We start from the raw sequence: 18,360 nt of genomic DNA on the forward strand, positions 1-18,360 counted from the left end.
GATGGTTGTGGGCCACGCTGCCCAACCTCCTTTCGACGCGCAGGGATGTCTTCATGCTAACATCCTGACCGGGGAGGGTCAAATAAAGGGGAGGCTGGTCCTGGCCAGCCTCCCTCATCCCTTGGATCGCGGCTCATCCCGGCCGGAGCGGGGTCCGCCCTCAGGCCTCCTTCTTCTCTTCCTTGCCGAAGAGGCTCACAATCCAGGCGATGACCGCCGCGCCGATGATGGCCGCGATGACGTTCGCGCCTCCGAGCATCCAGCCCCAGTCACCCAGGACCAGATCGCCCAGCCAGGCGCCTACCAACCCGGCCAGGAGGGCGACCCAGATCCCGCCGGGATACTCCTTCTTGGTGCCGTACTCCTTGATGATCCAACCAACGATGAGTCCGACAACGATGATGGTAATCCAGCCGCCTGCGGTCATCGATGACGACCTCCTTAGGAGATGGATTGGGCGGGGCCCTGGAGACCGGAAGCACCCAAGAGCTCCCAACAGGACCCCAAAAAACCCAAGAACATGATAAACGTTCCAGCGCTGGATGTCCAATGCCCGCCCGGGGGGTCCGCCGGGGCCACCTGGGGAACGCCCGCCGGCAAGCTCCCGTTGGGCACCCACCTGTAACCTGACGTTCACAGACGGGCAACCCGGTTGTAACGGGCCCCCGGTAGGCTAAAGGTGGTCCACGGACCAGAACGCGGGCAAGGCCCGTCCGAGCAAGGAGGGTTTGGTCCTGTGAAGGTCCTCCGGTGGATGGCGGGGATGGTCCTGGCGGCGGCCTTGGCCTGGACACCGCTGGCGGTCTCGGCCCAGACCATTCAGCTCAACGGCGCCGGCGCCACCTTCCCCTACCCCCTCTACTCCCTCTGGTTTGAGGTCTACCGTTCGGTCAGCCCCGATGTTCAAGTGAACTACCAGGCCATCGGCAGCGGAGGCGGTATCCGCCAGGTTCTGGCAGGAACCGTCGACTTCGGCGGCACCGACGCCCCCCTCTCCGATGAGCAGCTCGCTTCCGCTTCGGTGCCCATCCTTCACATTCCCACCGTCATCGGCTCCATCGCCGTCGTCTACAACCTGCCCGGGGTGGGCACGGGCCTGAAGCTGACCCCTGAGGTCCTGAGCGCCATCTACCTGGGCGAGATCACCCAGTGGGACGATGCGCGGCTGAAGGCCCTCAACCCCGACCTGCGGCTGCCTTCCCTGCCCATCGCGGTGGTGCGCCGGTCCGACGGGAGCGGGACCACCAACATCTTCACCACCTACCTGAGCGCGGTGAGCCCCCAGTGGGCGGAACGGGTGGGGAGCGGCACCTCCGTCTCCTGGCCGGTGGGGCTTGGCGGCCAGGGGAACGCGGGGGTGGCCGGCCTGGTCCGGCAGATTCCGGGGGCCATCGGCTACGTGGAGATCGCCTACGCCCTCCAGAACCAGATGACCTACGCCGCCCTGCAGAACCAGGCGGGGAACTTCGTCCTGCCCAGCCTGGAGGCGACCAGCCTGGCGGCCAACGCCCCGGTGCCTGAGGATCTCCGGGTCTCCATTGTGAACACGCCGGACCCCCACGGGTACCCCATCGCGGGCTTCACCTGGCTTCTGGTCGCCCAGGAGCAGCCGGACCCGGTCAAGGGGAAGGCCTTGGTGGAGATGCTCTGGTGGGCCCTCCACGAGGGGCAGGCTCTGGCGCCCGAGCTGGACTATGCGCCCCTGCCGCCCAACGTGGTCGCCCTGGCCGAGGCGATGATCGCCTCCATCACCCATCAGGGCCAGCCGCTCTTGGAACGGTAGGCGGCCGGCACCGGTGATGCCTGGGGAAGGGTCGGGACCGATGGGTCGCCGGCCCCGTCCCGCGTGGCAAGGACTGGACGCCGGGCCAGCCCGGCGTCCGGGAGGAGGCTCACGATGAACCAACCCCTGCACCACCCGACCCGGGTCGTCAACCGAGGCGACCGGCTCTTCCGGGGGATCCTGCGCCTTTTCGGGCTCGTGGTCCTGGCCATCGCCCTCCTCATCCTGGTGGAGCTGTGGGAGGTGGCCCGGCCCAGCGTGGAGCGGTTTGGGCTGCGCTTCCTCATCGAGACCCAATGGGATCCGGTGAGGGAGCAGTTTGGTGCACTCCCCTTCGTCTACGGCACCCTGGTCTCATCCCTGATCGCCATTCTCCTGGCCGTTCCCCTGGGGTTGGGGGTGGCCTTCTTCCTTTCGGAGATGGCCCCCCGCTGGCTGCGGGAGCCGGTCTCCTTCCTGGTCGAGCTCCTCGCGGCCATTCCCAGCGTCGTCTACGGCCTGTGGGGCCTCTTCGTCCTGGTTCCCATCATCCGGTCCTTGGAGCTGGCCATCCTGCGGACGGGCTTGAGCCGAGTGCCCCTCTTCAGCGGGGCCCCCTACGGTATTGGCATGCTGAGCGCCGGGGTGGTCCTGGCCATCATGATCGTGCCCACGGTGGCCGCGGTCTCCCGGGAGGTCTTCCGGGCCGTGCCCGACAGCCAGCGGGAGGCGGCCCTGGCCCTGGGCGCCACCCGGTGGGAGGCGATGAAGGTGGTCTTCGACTACGGCCGCCCCGGCATCGTGGGCGCGGTGGTCCTGGCCTGGGGACGGGCCCTGGGGGAGACCATGGCGGTCAACATGGTAATCGGGAACCAGCCCATCATCTCCGCCTCCCTCTTCTCCCCGGCCCACACCATGGCCAGCGTCATCGCCAGTGAGTTCAACGAGGCGGTGGAACCCATGCACGTGGCCGCGCTGGCGGAGATCGGCTTGGCCCTCTTGGGCCTCACCCTCCTTTTGAGTGCGCTGGCCCGCCTCCTGGTCCTCCGGGTGGAGCGCAGGAGCCGGGGCCGGCAGGCCGCCCAGGGGGTGACCAGTCCATGAGCCAAGAGCCTCTGGCTGCCACCCACCTTCCGTTGAGCCGCTGGGGGATCAGCCGCCGGCAGCTGGAGGGCCGGATCCGCCGGCGGCGCTGGGCGGACCGGATCATCCGGGGGCTGATGGTGGCCAGCGTGGTGGTGGTCCTTATCCCCCTCTTCAGCCTCCTGATCTACGTGGGCCGCTCGGGCATCCAGGGGCTGGACCTGGCCTTCTTCACCCAACTGCCCAAGCCCGTGGGCATGCCCGGCGGCGGCATGGCCAACGCCATCGTCGGCTCCCTGATTCTGGTGGGCCTGGCCGCGGCCATCGGCGTGCCCGTGGGGGTGATGGCCGGCGTCTTCCTGGCCCGCTCCACCAGCCGTCTGGCCGACGGGGTCCGCTTCGTTGCTCAGGTGCTCAACGGGGTGCCCTCCATCGTCGTCGGTTTGGCCGTCTACGGGCTCATGGTGGTCCCCATGCAGACCTACTCGGCCTGGGCCGGCGGGGTGGCCCTGGCCCTGATCATGATCCCCCTGGTCACCCTCAATACGGAAGAGATGGTCCGTCTCGTGCCCCGGGACCTGAACGAGGCGGCCCTGGCCTTGGGAGTGCCCGCATGGCTGGCCACCCTCCGGGTGGTGGTCCGCACCGCGCTCCCCGGGATCCTGACGGGCATCATGCTGGCCCTGGCGCGGGTGGCGGGGGAGACGGCGCCCTTGCTCTTCACCGCGCTGAACAACGCCTTCTGGCACCAGGGCCTGAGCAACCCCATCGCGTCGTTGCCCGTCACCATCTACAACTACGCCATCTCACCCTACCCCGAGTGGCACCAGAAGGCGTGGACGGGGGCGCTGGTCCTGGTGGCGATGGTCTTGATCACCAACGTGCTGGCGAGGTTCTTCGGCCGGTCCCGGTATGACCGGCGCTGAGCGGCAGGACGAGCCCCGGCCTCGGGCCGGGAGCTGGGGAGGCAACGGTCATGGCGGTGCCCATCCGGGTGGAACATCTCAACGCAGCCTTCGGCCCCTTCCAGGCCCTCCACGACGTTACCCTCACCCTGCCCGCCCGGCAGGTGACGGCCATCATTGGGCCGTCGGGGTGCGGCAAGTCCACCTTCGTGCGGTGCATCAACCGGATGCACGAGGAGACGCCGGGCGGCCGGGTCTGGGGGCAGATCTACCTGGGCGACGAGCCCGTCTACGGGCCTGATGTGGACCCGGTGGTCATCCGGCGGCGGGTGGGGATGGTCTTCCAGCGCCCCACGCCCTTTCCCACCATGTCCATCCTGGAGAATGTGGTGGCCGGGTACACCCTCCTGCCCGGGAGGCCCCGGGATCTGGAAAGCCTCGCGGAGCGGAGCCTGCGGCAGGCGGGCCTCTGGGATGAGGTGAAGGACCGGCTCCGCGACTCGCCTTTGAACCTTTCGGGCGGGCAGCAGCAGCGGCTCTGCATCGCCCGGGCCCTGGCCGTGGAGCCGGAGGTGATCCTCCTCGACGAGCCCTGCTCCTCGTTGGATCCCATCTCCACCGCCAAGGTGGAGGAGACCATCATGGAGCTGGCCCAACGGTACACGGTGGTCCTGGTCACCCACAACATCCAGCAGGCGACCCGGGTCTCCCAGCACACCGCCTTCTTCCTCCTGGGCCGACTCATCGAGTTCGGGCCGACGGAGCAGCTCTTCACCAACCCGGCCAACGAGCAGACGGAGGCGTACATCACGGGCCGGTTCGGCTGAGGATCTGGGCCCCAGCTCCTGGAACGCCTGAAGGCCCCTCCCCCGGCCGGCGCTCTGCCGAGGGAAGGGGCCCCTTCGGGAAGGTTCCCCCGGTTTCAAGCCGAAATAAGGATCGGAACCATTGCCGGGAGGCTGGCGGCCGGGCCAGCCCTCCCGCGTCGGGAGGCAGGGTAGATGCCTGTTCCGGCTTTCGTGGCTGCGTTGGTGGCAAGCGTCATCGTCGTCTTGGCCGGGGCGCTGGTGATCGGCCTGGTCGCCCTCTTTGCGCCGGAACTCCTGAAGCGGGTGGATCCCCAGGCGCCGGTGGCGGTGGTGGTCGCCCTCGCCTTGGTGGTGGCGGTGGCCATGGCCCTGGAGCTGACGGGGCTCGCCTGAGGCGGGGGCCCTGGGGCCGGGCCCGCCCGCCGGGCAGGATGACGCGGGCCGGCGGGGCCGGCCGCGATGAGGAGGCGCGTCCATGGGGCAGACCTATCGGTGGGATCAGGTCCCGCTCCGCCAGCTGCCGCTGGAGGCGCGGCTGGCCACCTTTGCTGAGGTCAACCAAGGGTACACCTACGAAGAGGCGGTCCTGGAGGCCCAGCGGTGCCTCCAGTGCCCCTCGCCCGCCTGCCAGGACGGGTGCCCCAACGGCAATCCCATCCGCGACTTCATCGACCTCCTCGCCGAAGGGGATCTGGCCGGCGCCATCGAGCTCGATTGGACCCGGAACGCCCTGCCCTCGTGCACGGGCCGAGTCTGCGCGTGGGAGCTCCAGTGCGAGGGCTTCTGCGTCATGGGGGAGCGGGGCGATCCCATCCGGATTGGAGCTTTGGAGCGGTTCATCGCCGACTGGGCCGCGGAGAACCTGGACCTTCTTCAGTTGGTGGATACAGAATACCGCCCTCGGGCGCAGCGGGTGGCGGTGGTGGGGGCCGGCCCGGCCGGCCTGGCCGTCAGCCACTTCCTCGCCCGCAAAGGGTACCCGGTGACGGTCTTTGAGGCCTGGGCCCTCCCGGGGGGCGTGATGGCCTACGGCATCCCCGAGTACGTCCTCCCCCAGCAGGTGATCGACCGGGAGGTGGCGCGGCTGGAAGCCCTGGGGGTGGAGTTCCGCACCGGGGTCCGGGTGGGCCGGGACCTGACCCTGGATGAGCTCCTCCAGACCTACGACGCGGTCTTCGTGGGCACTGGAGCCAACGAGCCGGCCACCCTGGGGATTCCCGGCGAGGAGCTGGAGGGCGTCTGGACGGCCAAGGAGTTCCTCATGCGGGTCCAGGCCTCCCAGATGGCCGACCGGCTGGCCGATCGCCTCCCCGCCGAGGAGATGAGCCCGCCCCGGGTGGGCCAGCGGGTGGCGGTGGTGGGCGCGGGGAACACGGCCATGGATGCGGCCCGGACCGCCCGGCGGCTGGGCGCGGACGAGGTGACCGTCGTCTACCGGCGGGATGAGGCCCAGAGCCCTTCCCGGCCCGTTGAAATCGACCATGCCAAGACGGAGGGGGTCCGGTTCCAGTATCTGGTCAATCCCGTCCGGTTCCTGGGGGATGAGGCGGGCCGGCTGCGGGCGATGGAGCTAATCCGGATGGAGCTGGGCCCGCCTGATGGGTCGGGACGGCCCCGGCCTGTGCCGGTGCCGGGCAGTGAGTTCCAGATGCCGGTGGACACGGTGATCGTGGCGGTGGGCTACGCACCGGAGCGGGAACTCGCGGCACGCGGGGGCCTGGCCACCACCTCGTGGGGCGGTTTGGTGGTGGACGAGGCGACGGGGGCGACCAGCCGGCCCGGCGTGTTCGCTGCCGGGGATTGCGTCACGGGCGCCAAGACGGTGATCCACGCCATCGCCGGGGCGCGCCGGGCGGCCGAGGCGATGGAGCGGTATCTGGAGGCCCGGGGAGCCGGACACGCCGTCTGGCCGCCGGCTCCCCAGACCAGGGATCCTCAGGCCCTCCTCAGGCGGTGACCCGCCGGGCGGAAGCGGCCTTCTCCAGCGCCAGGCGAGCCAGGAGGTAGGAGAGGGTCGATTCGGCCCCCTGGTTGGCGTTCACCCGGTCGGGCTGGAGGCCGTCGCAGCAGCCGCCCGTCTCCGGATCGTAGAGGGGCTGGCCGATGGCGTTCCGCCCCAAAAACCACTGGAAGGCCTGACGGGCCCGGGTGTACCACCGGTTCTTCCCTGTCAGCTCGTAGGCGGCCAGGCACGCCTCGACCATGGCGGCGGCATCCAAGGGCTGCTGGTCGAAGCGGGCCAGGGTGCCGCCCTCTTCGTACCAGCCCCGGTTCCCCACCAGCTCCAGGTAATCCCCCCGCCAGAGGAGCTGCCAGAGGAAGGAGAGGCTCTCCAGAGCCAGGTAGCCCCAGCGGGGCTCCCGCGCGGCCCGGGACGCCTTGAGGAGCGCCTGGGAGAGCCGCGCGTTGTCGTAGGTGAGCCGCTCCTCAAACCAGCGCCAGGTGGGGGTGCGGCTCGCCTCGTAGCGGGCCGCCAGGCTCTCGCCCAGGGGCCGGAGGAGCTCCCGGGCCAGGGGAGCCTCCGGGTGGCGGCTCCGGGCCAGGTCGGCGAGGCCGATAAGCGCGTAGGCCTGGCCCCGGGGCGCGGTCAGGCGGGGGAGGTGGGGGCCCAGCCCGGTGAAGAGGCGGCGAGCCGCCACCTCCAGGGGGGTCCCGCTGAAGGCGAGGAGCGCCTCCGCCAGACCCCACGCCACCCGGCCTTGGGTGTCGTCCGGCCCGATCTCGTCGTCGTAGGTCCGGTCGTAGGCGATGTCGTTGCGGAACCGGCCGTCGGGCAGGACGGCGTAGAGCAGAAAGCTCAGATACCGGGTGGCCAAGGAGGTGACCTCGTCGTACCCGCACCGGGCCAGCCGGGCCACCACGGCCAAAGCCCGCGCGTTGTCGTCGACCGTGTACCCTTCCAGGGGGTTGGGCACCGCCCCCAGGCTGTGTTCCAACAGTCCCGTGTCGTCGGTCAAGCGCTTCAGGTGGTCGAGCTTAACGGGCGGCCAGGCCATGAGATCGTCCTGCACGCCCGCCATGGACCTTCCCCTCCTCTGCCATGGCCACTCGGGCCGGCTTGGTTCCCCACGGCGTGACGACTTTGGGCCCGTGGCCCAGCCTCCGGCGGGCCCGAGCCCGGGCCGGTTCGGTCATCTCACGGAAGAGCTCCACGTACTGGCGAGCCACCGTGGCCCAGGGGAGTTGCCTGGCAAAGGCCTGGGCCCGCCGCTGCAGGGTGGTGAGCAGCCCCGGCTCTTCCAGGAGCCGCCGGATGCCGGCCGCCATGGCGTCGGGGTCCGAGAAGGGGACCAGCAACCCGCGGCCGCCCCCCAGCACATCCTGCGCGTAGAGGTAGGGCGTGGAGACGATGGCCCGCCCTGTGGCCAGCGCAAAGGTCAGAGTCCCGCTGGAGATCTGGTTCCGGCCCGGGTAGGGGGTGAAGTAGATGTCCGTCGCCGAGAGGTACAGGCTCAGCTCTTCCAGGCTCAGGTACCGGTCGACGAAGCGGACGTGATCGCCCAGGTCAAGGGCCTGAACCCGCTCCTCCAGCCGCCGGCGGTACGCCGGCCCCTGCCCCTGCTCCAGCCGGGGGTGGACCCGCCCCAAGATCAGGTAGAGCAGCTTGGGATGGTCTTCCGCCAGGCGAGCGACGGTGTCGATGGCATACTCCAGGCCCTTCCCCGGCCCAATGAAGCCGAAGGTGCTCATCACCACCCGGTCTTCGAGCCCCAGCTTGGTCTTCGCCTGGGGATCGACGGGCAGGTGGGGGGCACCGTGACGAATGAGCCGGATCTTGCTAACGGGGATGCCGTAGCGCTGGCTCAGGATGGGGATGGCCGCACGGCTCATCACCACCACCCTCTCGGACCGGTGGGCCAGTTCCTGCAAGACGCGGAGTTCCTGACGGGACGGATCAGGAAGCACAGTGTGAAGGGTGGTGATCAGGGGCCGTTCCAATGCACGGGCCAAGCCGAGGATGTGCTCGCCCGCCTCCCCCCCGAAGATCCCATATTCGTGCTGAATGCAGACCACATCGCTGGTCTCATTGGCCAGCTGCGCTGCTTCAACGTAGGCTTGCGGTTCGTCTTCGGGAATCTCCCGGAGTACCTCGTCTGGGTAGGTGTAGGCATGACCGTCCCCCATGGCAAGCACCCGGATCGCCAGGGCCTTCCCCGCCGCCTGCTCCAGACCCTGGATCAGGTCGCGGGTGAAGCTGGCGATCCCGCATTGCCTTGGGGGATAGGTACTGACAAAACAGACAGATTGCGCCATACGGTTGGCTCCTTTCGCGAGATACCGCTCTGGCGGGGAGCATCCTGGTCGGAGACGACGCTCCCGGAGCGACCGGACCCCGCGCCGCGTCGGTGTGACCTCCAACCATCGACCGACGTGGAGACCGTTCCTGAGAGCGATGAACCTCCCCACCTTTGGGAGGACGTTGGGGGAAGAATAAGCCGGTTGGAGAGGCGCTGGGTCCGTTTGTACCCGCGGGGCTCATTGTACCAGATGGTCCCTCGGGAGACAAACGGCCCTCCTTGCCCAGGCTTCCATCCGGACGAGGTTCACAGGTACGCGGTGTACCCTTCCTCGGCGATTCGTCCCACCAGGCGGCGCAACTCCTGGGCACGCGCTCGATCGCAGACCAGGATGGCATCCTCGGTCTCGACGATGACCAGATCTTTCACACCCAGGGCGGCGATCAGCTTCCCGCTCGAGTGCACGATGGAGCCGCCGACGTCCTCAAGCACCACCTTTCCGCGGGTTAGGTTGCCCGCCGCGTCGGTCGGGAAGACCCTGGCCAGTGCAGGCCAGCTGCCCAGGTCGTCCCAAGCGAAGCTGCAGGGGAAGACCAGGATGCGCCGGGCCCGCTCCATCACGCCGTAGTCGATGGAGATGGAGGGGAGGCTGGGGTAGATCCGGCGGACGGCCGTCCAGAACTGGGGGGTGTCCACCTGGTCTTGAAGGGCCGCCAAGGGCTCGTAGACTTGGGGCATGTGCTGGCGGAGCTCCTCCAGGATGACGCCCACCTGCCAGATGAAGATCCCCGCGTTCCACAGGTAGTTGCCGTCCGAGAGGTACCGCTGGGCCCGGGCCCGGTCGGGCTTCTCCACGAAGGCTTCCACCGGGTGGGCAGGCAGTCCCTCGAAGGTGAGCCGTTCGTGGCTGTGCCGGATGTACCCGTAGCCCGTCTCCGGCCGGCTGGGCCGGATGCCCAGGGTGACCAGCCAGCGGTCCGACTGGGCGGCCTTGATGGCGCTGGCCAACACCTGCTGGAAGGCCTTCACCGGCCGGACCCAGTGGTCCGAAGGGAGGACGACCATGGTGGCGTCCCGTCCCAGCCGCTGGGCCATGACGACGGCGGCCAGCCCGATGCAGGCCGCGGTGTTCCGGCCCACGGGCTCCAGAATCACGTTCTGGGCAGGCAGCTGGGGGAGCTGTTCCATCACCTGGTCCGCGTACGCCTCGGTGGTCACCACGTAGGTGTGCTCCGGGGGCACCAGGGAATCCAAGCGGGCCACCGTCTCCTGAAGGGGGCTCCGCCCGTCCAAGAGCGGCAGGAACTGCTTGGGCCGGGCGCGCCGGCTGGCGGGCCAGAAACGCTCCCCCTGGCCGCCGGCCATGATGCAGGCAGCGATCATTCCCATCCCTCCTCGAAACCTGATTCCCGTTCAGAGATCAGTATTGGTCAGAACCGGGCGGGCCTCCTACTCGACCGGGGGGGCGGCCTGGCCCCGGTCCAGCAGGTGGGCGATGGCCCGGGCAAGGGCGTCGGGGTCGGTGACGCCCAGGGGGACGGGCAGGCCCCGGGCCCGGAGCCGGCTGGCCAGGCGGAGGGTGGCGGGCGGCTCCACCCCCCAGCGGGCCAGCTCTTCAGGCCGTTGGACCGCCTGGGCCAAAGGCTCATCCACCACCAACCGGCCTTGGTGGAGGATGAGCAGCCGCTCGGCCCAACCGGCCACCTCTTCCAGGCTGTGGGTGATGACCACCAGCCCCATGCCCTCCCGGTGGAGCCGGTGGAGGAGCCGGATCAGCCCCTCCACCCCCGCCGGATCGAGACCTGTTGTCGGCTCATCCAGGATGAGGACATGAGGATCGGTGGCCAGCAGGCCCGCCAGGGCCGCCCGGCGCTGCTCGCCGCCCGAGAGGGTGAAGGGCGAGCGGCCGCCGATGGCCTCGGGATCGAGGCCGACCAGGGCCAAGGCCTCCTCCACCCGGGCCTGGACCACCTCCCCGGGGAGGCCCAGTTGCCGGGGCCCGAAGGCCACATCCTCCCAGACCGTCGGCTCAAAGAGCTGATGCTCCGCCTCTTGGAACAGGTAGGCCACCCGCAGCCCCTCACCCGCGGGCGCCCATGGGCCGGCGGGCCCGGGGCGGCCCGCCCACCGCACCTGGCCCACCGAGGGGCGGAGCAAGCCGGCCAGGATCTGGGCCAGGGTGGACTTGCCCGCCCCCGTCTCGCCCATCAGGGCCACCGCCTCACCGGGCCTGAGGGTGAGGTCCACCCCCCGGAGGGCGACCACCCCGCCGGGGAAGGTGTGGCTGATCCCCCGGGCTTCGATCACCGGCCCATCCCCCCAGCGCGCCAGGCCTGGAGGACGGTCTCGGTGAGGGCCTGGAGGGTGGCGGCCTCCTCGGGCACGGGGAGGCCTTGCCGACGGAGGGCCCCTGCCAGGCGGATCACCTCCGGGGGCCGGAGCCCCCACGATTCCACCGGGCCCTGCCGCCCGGCCAGCAGCGGGGCCGGAGGGCCGGCGGCCACCACCTGGCCCCGCTGCAGGATGAGGAGCCGGTGGGCCAGGAGGGTCTCCTCCAGGCGATGGGTGATCCAGAGCACCGCCGTCTTCTTGCGGCGGTTGAGGCGCCGGACGGCGGCCAGCACCTCCTCCTGCCCCCGGGGGTCCAGCATGGCCGTGGGCTCATCCAGGATCAAGAGATCGGGCTCCATGGCGAGGGCCCCGGCGATGGCCAGACGCTGGCGCTGGCCCCCGGAGAGGGATCGGGTGGGCCGGTGCCGCATGGCGGCCAGGCCCACCAGGGCCAGGGCCTCCTCCACCCGGCGGCGGATCTCCGAGGGAGGCAGGCCCAGGTTTTCCGGCCCGAAGGCCACATCCTCTTCCACCGTGGCGCCCACCACCTGGCTGGCGGGATCCTGGAAGACCAGCCCGACCCGGGTCCGGACGTCGTAGGCCTGAGGGGTGAGCCGCTGGCCGTTCAACCAGAGCTCCCCCTCCTGGTAGGGGATCAATCCGGCCAGCACCCGGGCCAGGGTGGACTTGCCCGAACCGTTGGGACCGGCCACCGCCACCCACTCGCCCCGGGCCAGGGTGAGGGAGAGCCGGTCCAGGGCAGGGCGCCCTTGGGCCCGTCCCGGGTAGCGGCAGGTGACGTCAACGGCCTGGAGGAGGACGGGATCCCTCATAAGCGGGGGCCGCCTTTCGCCGGGGAGGGGGCCGGCCGGATGGAGACGTCTGCTGCGTAGACGGCCACCGCGGGCCCGGTTCCTTCCGGCCGGACCAGGAGCGCGCCGTCGGGGGCCAGGCCAACAGCCAGGCCCGTCCAGACCCCCTCTGCCTCGGTGACCGCCACCCACCGGCCCACCGTGGCCGAATGGTGGGTCACCTCGTCCAGCAGGGGGGCAAAACCTCCCCGCAGGGCCTGCCGGTAGCGGGTGGCCAGGTGGCGCAAGATGGGGTGGAGGAGGGTTTCCCGGGGAAGGGGACGGCCCACGCTGAGGCGCACCGAGGTGGCCCGGCCCCGCAGCTCGGGAGGAAAATCCCCTTCCTCTTGGTTGACGTTGAGGCCGATCCCGACAATCACCGCTGGGCGGGCCGCCGGGCCCGCCATCTCAGCCAGGATCCCGGCCAACTTGGCCCCTGCCACCACCACGTCGTTGGGCCACTTAACCTGGGCGGCCACCCCCGCCACCTCGTGGACCGCCGCCCGGACGGCGGCGGCCGCCAGCAGGGCCCAGAGGGGAGCCTCCCGGGCGGGGCGGGAGGGCCGAAGGAGCACGGAAAACCAAAGCCCCACCCCCGGCGGTGAGGCCCACGAGCGCCCCCGCCGCCCCCGGCCCGCGGTCTGGTGGTCGGCGAGGACGACCGTCCCCTCGGGGGCGCCCTCCCGGCTCAGCTGCCGCAGGTGATCATTGGTGGATGGGAGCTGGTCGAACTGGAGCAGGCGGTACACCAGGCCTTCGGACCGCCCGGACAGGTCCGTTGGGGGCATGGTCCACCCTCCTCGGGCAGCATCGCCCAAGCCAGCATAGGCTTGCCATCCGCCTCCCGTCAATGGCGGGGGCCGGCAGGCCCCCCAAAGGAATCCTGTATACCCGTTGAGAAGAGTAATGGGGGTTATCCTTGCTTTGTGGCACTGGCGAGGGGGGACGTGCGATGGCGATCAAACGGGAAGATGCCCTGGAGTACCATGCCAAAGGGCGCCCGGGCAAGATCGAGCTCCGGGTGACCAAGCCCTGTGACACCCAGCGGGATCTCTCCTTAGCCTACTCACCCGGCGTCGCCGAGCCCGTTCGGGAGATTGCCCAGAACCCCGATGCGGCCTACGAGTACACGGCCCGGGGGAACCTGGTGGCCGTCATCTCCAATGGGACCGCGGTGTTGGGCCTGGGCGATGTGGGGGCCCTGGCGGCCAAGCCTGTGATGGAGGGGAAGGGGGTCCTCTTTAAGCGGTTTGCTGACATTGACGTCTTCGACCTGGAGATCAACGCCACCGATCCCGATGAGATGGTCCGCATCATCAAGGCGCTGGAGCCCACCTTCGGCGGGATCAACCTGGAGGACATCAAGGCGCCTGAGTGCTTCGAGATCGAGCGGCGCCTCCAGCAGGAGCTGAGCATCCCCGTCTTCCACGATGACCAGCACGGCACCGCCATCATCAGCGGCGCCGCCTTGATCAATGGGCTCCACCTGGTGGGCAAGCGCATGGACGAGGTGCGGGTGGTGATCAACGGCGCCGGCGCCTCGGCCATCGCCACCGCGGACTTCTTTGTGCTCCTGGGCGTGGACCCGGAGAAGATCCTCATGTGCGACTCCAAGGGGGTCCTCTACCGGGGGCGGACCGAGGGCATGAACCCCTACAAGGAGGCCTACGCCCGGGAGACCAACCGGCGGACCCTGGCAGAGGCGCTGGAGGGGGCCGACGTCTTCGTGGGGCTCTCGGTGGCCAACGTGGTCAGCGCCGAGATGGTGAAGACCATGGCCGAGCGGCCGCTCATCATGCCCCTGGCCAACCCCGATCCGGAGATCCCCTATGAGGTGGCCAAGGAGGCTCGGCCCGACGCGCTGGTGGCCACCGGCCGGAGCGACTATCCCAACCAGGTGAACAACGTCTTGGGCTTCCCCTACATCTTCCGGGGGGCTCTGGACGTGCGGGCCCGGGCCATCAATGACGAGATGAAGGTGGCGGCCGCCAAGGCCCTGGCGGAGCTGGCTCGCCAAGAGGTGCCCGACACGGTCCTGCGGGCGTACGGGCTGGAGCGGCTCCAGTTCGGGCCCGACTACCTGATCCCCAAGGCCCTCGATCCCCGGGTCCTCACCTGGGTGGCCCCGGCGGTGGCCCAGGCGGCCATGGCCTCGGGCGCGGCTCGGATCCAGATTGATCTGGACGAGTACCGGGAGCGGCTGGCCCGCCGGTTCGGGAAGGCCCGGGAGGTGAAGCACTTCATCATGAGCCGGGCTCAGCAGGATCCCAAGCGGGTCGTCTTCTCCGAAGGGGAGGAGCCCAAGATCATCCGGGCGGCGGCCCGCTTGCGGGACGAGGGCTTGGCCCAGCCCATCCTCCTGGGTGATCCCGACCGGGTGACGAGCCTCGCCCAGAAGCTGGGGGTCAACGGCCAGCTGACCGTCATCAGCCCCGAGGCGCACCCCCGCTTCGAGGAGTACGTGCACCGCTACTGGGAGATGCGCCAGCGCAAGGGGGTCACCTTGCGGGAGGCCCGGAAGCTGGTCCGTCAAGGGAATGTCTTTGGGCCCCTGATGGTGGCCATGGGGGATGCGGACGCCTTCGTCGCCGGCCTCACCTACCACTACCCCGAGGTGCTCCGGCCGGCCCTGCAGGTGCTCCGCATGCGGCCGGGGGTCACCAAGGTGGCCGGGCTCTACCTGATGGTCTTCGACGACAAGGTCTACTTCTTCACCGACCCCACCGTCAACATCGAGCCCACCGCCGAAGAGCTGGCGGAGATCGCCATCATGGCCGCCGAGCGGGTACGCATGTTCGGCATCGAGCCGCGGGTGGCCATGCTCTCCTTCTCCAACTTCGGGTCCACCATCCATCCCCAGACGGAGAAGGTCCGCCGGGCGGTGGAGCTGGTCCGGGAGCGGCGGCCCGACCTGATCATCGACGGCGAGATGCAGGCGGATACGGCCGTGGTTCCCGAGATCCTGGAGCAGGAGTACCCCTTCTCCGTCCTCCAGGGGGGCGCCAACGTCTTGGTCTTCCCCGACCTGGCCTCGGCCAACATCGCCTACAAGCTGCTCCAGCGTCTGGGGGGCGCCCAGGCCATCGGGCCCATCCTCATGGGGACCGGCAAGTCGGTCCACGTCCTCCAGCGGGGCGACGACGTGGACGACATCGTCAACATCGCCTGCGTGGCCGTCATGGACGCGCAGGAGCTGGAGCGGGCCGCCCAGCATCCTGAGATGCAGGAGATGGCGGGGCGGTCGTAGAAGCTCCGCCGAACCGACGGGAACAGGCCGGGGCCGCCCCCAGCGGCCCCGGTTTCGCCATGGAGGAGGGTGGCCATGAGCCAGGGAACGGAGCCCCAAACCGCGCCCGACGTCCTGCGGGCCTGGCCCAAGGCGGACCTCCACCTCCACCTGGACGGGAGCGTCCGGCCCGAGACCTACCTGGAGCTGGCCCGGGAGCTGCCGGGCCAGGAGGCGCTTACCCTGGAGGAGGTGCGGGCCGCCATCACCGTGGGTGATGGGGCGGGGAGCCTCACCCAGTTCCTCAGCCGCTTCCCCGTCATCAACCGGGTCACCCAAACGGCCCCGGCCCTCCGCCGGATCACCCGGGAGGCCCTGGAGGACGCGGTCCAGGCCGGCGTCCGGTACGTGGAGCTCCGGGCCGCGCCCTGGCTCCACACCCAGGGGGGCCTCGCCCCCGAGGCGGTGGTGGAGGCGATCCTGGACGGCATGAAGGAGGCGGCCAGGCAGATTCCCATTCTCTCCCGCCTGATCCTGGTGGCCCTGCGGGGCCGTCCGGAAGAGGAGAACCGGCAGGTGGTCCAGCTGGCCCTCCGGTACCGGGAGCACGGGGTGGCAGGGATCGACCTGGCGGGGGATGAGTCGCTCCATCCCACCGCGGCGTACGGGGGGATCTTCCGGGAGGCCCAGGAGGCGGGGCTGGCCATCACCGTCCACGCCGGGGAAGGGGCCGGGCCCGAGAGCATTTGGACCGCGGTCCGGGAGCTGGGCGCCCGGCGGCTGGGCCATGCCACCAGCGCGGTGCAGGATCCGGCCCTGCTGGATTACCTGAGGGAGCACCAGATCTGGGTGGAGGTCTGCCTCACCAGCAACCTCCACACGGGGGTGGTCGCCCGGCTGGAGGAGCATCCCTTCCGCCGCTTCCTAGAGGCGGGGGTGCCCGTCACCCTCAACTCCGACGATCCCGGAGTCTCCCAGATCGACCTGGCCGGCGAGTGGGTACGGGCGGCCCAGACCTTCCACCTGACCCCCGAAGAGCTGGCCCAGCTGGCCCTGAACGGGGTGGAGGCCGCCTTCGTCCCCGAAGCCACCCGGGCCATGCTCCGGGCCGAGTTCGAGACGCAGATCGACCGCCTCTGGCCGCAGGTGACCGCCAGCCGTCGCTAGGGCCAGCCGCCGGTGATGGCGAGGGGAGCCAAAACCTGGAAGGAGGGAGCTCCATGGAGGGGAGCATCCACGATGCCCTCCGCAAGCTGGATCAGGAGTTCAGTGGGACCCTCGCCGTCGCGGCGCGGGGCCTGGCGGGCCAGCCCGCCCGCCGGCCGGCCATCGCCTACCGGGCCGGCGAGACCTTTCCCGCGGCCAGCGTGATCAAGCTGCCCATCCTGGTGGAGGCGTACCGGCAGGTGGATGAGGGCCGCCTCGACCTGTCGGAACGGATCCCTTTGCGGGCCGAGGACCGGGTGGGCGGCAGCGGCGTGCTCAAGGAGCTGGAGCCGGGGGCGGCCCTCACCCTGCGGGACCTCCTCACCTTGATGATTGTGGTCAGCGACAACACGGCCACCAACATGGTCATCGACCGGGTGGGGCTGGAGGCGGTCAATGCTTCGGCCCGGTCCTGGGGTTTGGAGCAGACCTTCCTGGCCGGCCCCCTCATGGCGCCCCCGGAGCGCCAGACGCCCGCCCAGCGGGAGGGCCGGCGCTCCACCGTCTCTCCCGCCGACATGGTCGACCTCTTGACCGCCCTCCACCGGGGGCAGATCCTCTCGGAGGCAAGCCGGCGGGAGGTGCTGGCCATCTTGGGGCGCCAGCACTTCTCCCTCTTGGGCCGGGAACTGGGCTACGACCTGGACGCGGTGGAAGCGGGCACCGCGCGGCTCAGGATCGCGTCCAAGAGCGGCTCCATCGCCGGCGTCCGCCACGATGTGGGGATCATCACCACGCCCGCCGGTGCCTACGCCATCGCGGTGATGACCAAAGACGCCCAGGACCGGGGCTTCACCTTCCACAACGAGGGCGAGCGGGTGGTGGCCCGGGCTTCCCGCCTCATCTACGACCACTGGATCGACGAGGACGACGATGCCGACCCCGACGGGGGCGAGGACCTCACGGTGTGAGGACGGTCGGGTGAAGGCTTAGCGGCCGAAGAGGAACCAGCGGCGCTTCTTCACGGGCCGCCGGAGGAGCTCCTCCAGGGCGGGAAGCGCGGCCATGGCCGCCACCCGGCCGGCGTGGAGGTACTCGGGGATGAGGGAGGCGTCGGTCATGGGGCCGTCCCGCAGGACGGGGTGGATGACCAGATCGGCGTCCCGTTCCAGCTGGAGGCGGGTGATGACCCCCTCGCCGATGGCCAGCACCCGTCCCAGGATCCGGGTGAGGCCCTGAACCTCCTCTGGCTGTTGGGAGGTGGGGGTGAGGTCCACGGCGACTACCTTCTGCGCGCCCAGAAGCCGCGCCGTGGGCGCGGGGACGGGCTCGCAGACCGCGCCGTCCACCAGGATCCTGCCCCCCAGCCGTTTGGGCATGTACAACCAGGGGATGGAGGAGCTGGCCCGGACCGCGGCGGCCACATCCGTCTCCTCCTCGGTGAGGAAGGCGGTCCCCGCCGGCGGCTGGTCGGGCAGGAGGTGGCTGGAGGCCATGATCACCCGTTCGCCCGAGCGTATGTCGACGGCCACCGCCGCGAAAGGTAAGGAAAGCTGATCCAGTTTGGGCACGGGCAGGTTCTCCCGGATCCAGGCTTCCAGGCGGCGCCCGGCGGCGATCCCGCTGGGGGTGCGGGCGGTGCGGCGGACGAGCTCGAGGGCCATGCGCTGTCCCAGGAGGAGGAAGGAGAGGGGCCCCATCTCCGTGTCGACCAGGATGTCGGCGGACAGGGAGTAGGTCAGCTCCGCCATCTGGTAGGGGTCGACTCCTGCGGCGTAAAAGGCGCCCACCAGGCTGCCGGCGGAGGTGCCGGTGACGAGGGACGGGAAGATCCCGTGCTCGTGCAAGACTTGGAGGACGCCCACGTGGGCCACGCCGCGGAGCGCGCCGCCGCCCAAGGCCAGCGCCAGGTCGTACTGGTGCTTCGGGGAGCCCAAACCCATCCCACCCAGGAAAACGGAGTGAACTGACGAACCCTAGCCTCTGAGTTGGTTCCAGCCGGAGCGGGG

The 18,360-nt window shown here is 70.1% G+C and carries 17 protein-coding genes; 9 read left to right on the forward strand and 8 right to left on the reverse strand.

Going from position 1 to position 18,360, the window contains the following annotated elements:
• Positions 1–160: 160 nt before the first annotated feature.
• Positions 161–427: a GlsB/YeaQ/YmgE family stress response membrane protein gene (locus FWJ67_RS00755; protein WP_304172136.1), complete on the reverse strand. Its 267-nt coding sequence runs from the start codon at positions 425–427 to the stop codon at positions 161–163.
• Between the two features lie 309 nt (positions 428–736).
• Between FWJ67_RS00755 and pstS the strand changes: the two genes are divergently transcribed.
• The 6 genes from pstS (at position 737) to gltA (ending at position 6,516) form a co-directional block, all read left to right on the forward strand.
• Positions 737–1,783, forward strand: a complete 1,047-nt coding sequence (pstS, locus tag FWJ67_RS00760) for a phosphate ABC transporter substrate-binding protein PstS (RefSeq protein ID WP_414481796.1) — start codon at positions 737–739, stop codon at positions 1,781–1,783.
• A gap of 114 nt (positions 1,784–1,897) precedes the next feature.
• Positions 1,898–2,866 (forward strand): phosphate ABC transporter permease subunit PstC, encoded by a 969-nt coding sequence (pstC, locus tag FWJ67_RS00765; protein ID WP_414481795.1) that lies wholly within the window; start codon positions 1,898–1,900, stop codon positions 2,864–2,866.
• Positions 2,863–3,771 carry a phosphate ABC transporter permease PstA gene (pstA, locus tag FWJ67_RS00770; protein WP_414481794.1) on the forward strand — a complete coding sequence of 303 codons (909 nt, stop codon included), beginning with the start codon at positions 2,863–2,865 and terminating at the stop codon, positions 3,769–3,771. The genes pstC and pstA overlap by 4 nt, the downstream gene beginning before the upstream one ends.
• 50 nt (positions 3,772–3,821) lie before the next feature.
• Positions 3,822–4,577, forward strand: a complete 756-nt coding sequence (pstB, locus tag FWJ67_RS00775) for a phosphate ABC transporter ATP-binding protein PstB (protein WP_304172128.1) — start codon at positions 3,822–3,824, stop codon at positions 4,575–4,577.
• A 174-nt stretch (positions 4,578–4,751) separates the two neighbouring features.
• Positions 4,752–4,952 carry a hypothetical protein gene (locus FWJ67_RS00780; RefSeq protein WP_414481793.1) on the forward strand — a complete coding sequence of 67 codons (201 nt, stop codon included), beginning with the start codon at positions 4,752–4,754 and terminating at the stop codon, positions 4,950–4,952.
• An 82-nt stretch (positions 4,953–5,034) separates the two neighbouring features.
• Positions 5,035–6,516 (forward strand): NADPH-dependent glutamate synthase, encoded by a 1,482-nt coding sequence (gene gltA, locus FWJ67_RS00785; protein WP_414482519.1) that lies wholly within the window; start codon positions 5,035–5,037, stop codon positions 6,514–6,516.
• Here gltA and FWJ67_RS00790 read toward each other — a convergent pair.
• The 6 genes from FWJ67_RS00790 to FWJ67_RS00815 form a co-directional block, all read right to left on the reverse strand.
• The gene (locus tag FWJ67_RS00790) at positions 6,506–7,579 is read right to left on the reverse strand and encodes a hypothetical protein (protein WP_304172123.1); all 1,074 of its coding nucleotides are present in this window, start codon (positions 7,577–7,579) and stop codon (positions 6,506–6,508) included. The genes gltA and FWJ67_RS00790 overlap by 11 nt on opposite strands.
• Positions 7,536–8,813, reverse strand: coding sequence for a glycosyltransferase family 4 protein (locus FWJ67_RS00795; RefSeq protein ID WP_304172121.1), 1,278 nt, complete (start codon positions 8,811–8,813; stop codon positions 7,536–7,538). Before FWJ67_RS00795 ends, FWJ67_RS00790 begins: the two co-directional genes overlap by 44 nt.
• A 290-nt stretch (positions 8,814–9,103) precedes the next feature.
• Complete coding sequence (locus FWJ67_RS00800) at positions 9,104–10,180, reverse strand: mannose-1-phosphate guanylyltransferase (RefSeq protein WP_304172119.1); 1,077 nt, start codon at positions 10,178–10,180, stop codon at positions 9,104–9,106.
• A 66-nt stretch (positions 10,181–10,246) separates the two neighbouring features.
• Positions 10,247–11,104 carry an energy-coupling factor ABC transporter ATP-binding protein gene (locus FWJ67_RS00805; RefSeq protein ID WP_414481791.1) on the reverse strand — a complete coding sequence of 286 codons (858 nt, stop codon included), beginning with the start codon at positions 11,102–11,104 and terminating at the stop codon, positions 10,247–10,249.
• On the reverse strand, positions 11,101–11,961 hold the full coding sequence (locus FWJ67_RS00810) for an ATP-binding cassette domain-containing protein (RefSeq protein WP_414482520.1): 861 nt from the start codon (positions 11,959–11,961) through the stop codon (positions 11,101–11,103). Before FWJ67_RS00810 ends, FWJ67_RS00805 begins: the two co-directional genes overlap by 4 nt.
• The gene (locus tag FWJ67_RS00815) at positions 11,958–12,767 is read right to left on the reverse strand and encodes a biotin--[acetyl-CoA-carboxylase] ligase (protein ID WP_304172112.1); all 810 of its coding nucleotides are present in this window, start codon (positions 12,765–12,767) and stop codon (positions 11,958–11,960) included. Before FWJ67_RS00815 ends, FWJ67_RS00810 begins: the two co-directional genes overlap by 4 nt.
• 164 nt (positions 12,768–12,931) lie before the next feature.
• Between FWJ67_RS00815 and FWJ67_RS00820 the strand changes: the two genes are divergently transcribed.
• From FWJ67_RS00820 to FWJ67_RS00830, 3 genes are all read left to right on the forward strand, one after another.
• Positions 12,932–15,226 carry an NADP-dependent malic enzyme gene (locus FWJ67_RS00820; protein WP_304172110.1) on the forward strand — a complete coding sequence of 765 codons (2,295 nt, stop codon included), beginning with the start codon at positions 12,932–12,934 and terminating at the stop codon, positions 15,224–15,226.
• A 75-nt stretch (positions 15,227–15,301) separates the two neighbouring features.
• Complete coding sequence (gene add, locus FWJ67_RS00825; RefSeq protein WP_304172108.1) at positions 15,302–16,372, forward strand: adenosine deaminase; 1,071 nt, start codon at positions 15,302–15,304, stop codon at positions 16,370–16,372.
• A 53-nt stretch (positions 16,373–16,425) separates the two neighbouring features.
• Positions 16,426–17,322, forward strand: a complete 897-nt coding sequence (locus FWJ67_RS00830; RefSeq protein ID WP_304172106.1) for a serine hydrolase — start codon at positions 16,426–16,428, stop codon at positions 17,320–17,322.
• A gap of 18 nt (positions 17,323–17,340) precedes the next feature.
• Here the strand turns inward: FWJ67_RS00830 and FWJ67_RS00835 are convergent, their stop codons facing one another.
• Positions 17,341–18,288 (reverse strand): patatin-like phospholipase family protein, encoded by a 948-nt coding sequence (locus FWJ67_RS00835; protein ID WP_304172104.1) that lies wholly within the window; start codon positions 18,286–18,288, stop codon positions 17,341–17,343.
• Between the last annotated feature and the right edge of the window lie 72 nt (positions 18,289–18,360).

The sequence above is a fragment of the Limnochorda sp. genome (assembly GCF_047459355.1).
In the GTDB taxonomy this organism is placed as follows: Bacteria; Bacillota; Limnochordia; order Limnochordales; family Limnochordaceae; genus Limnochorda.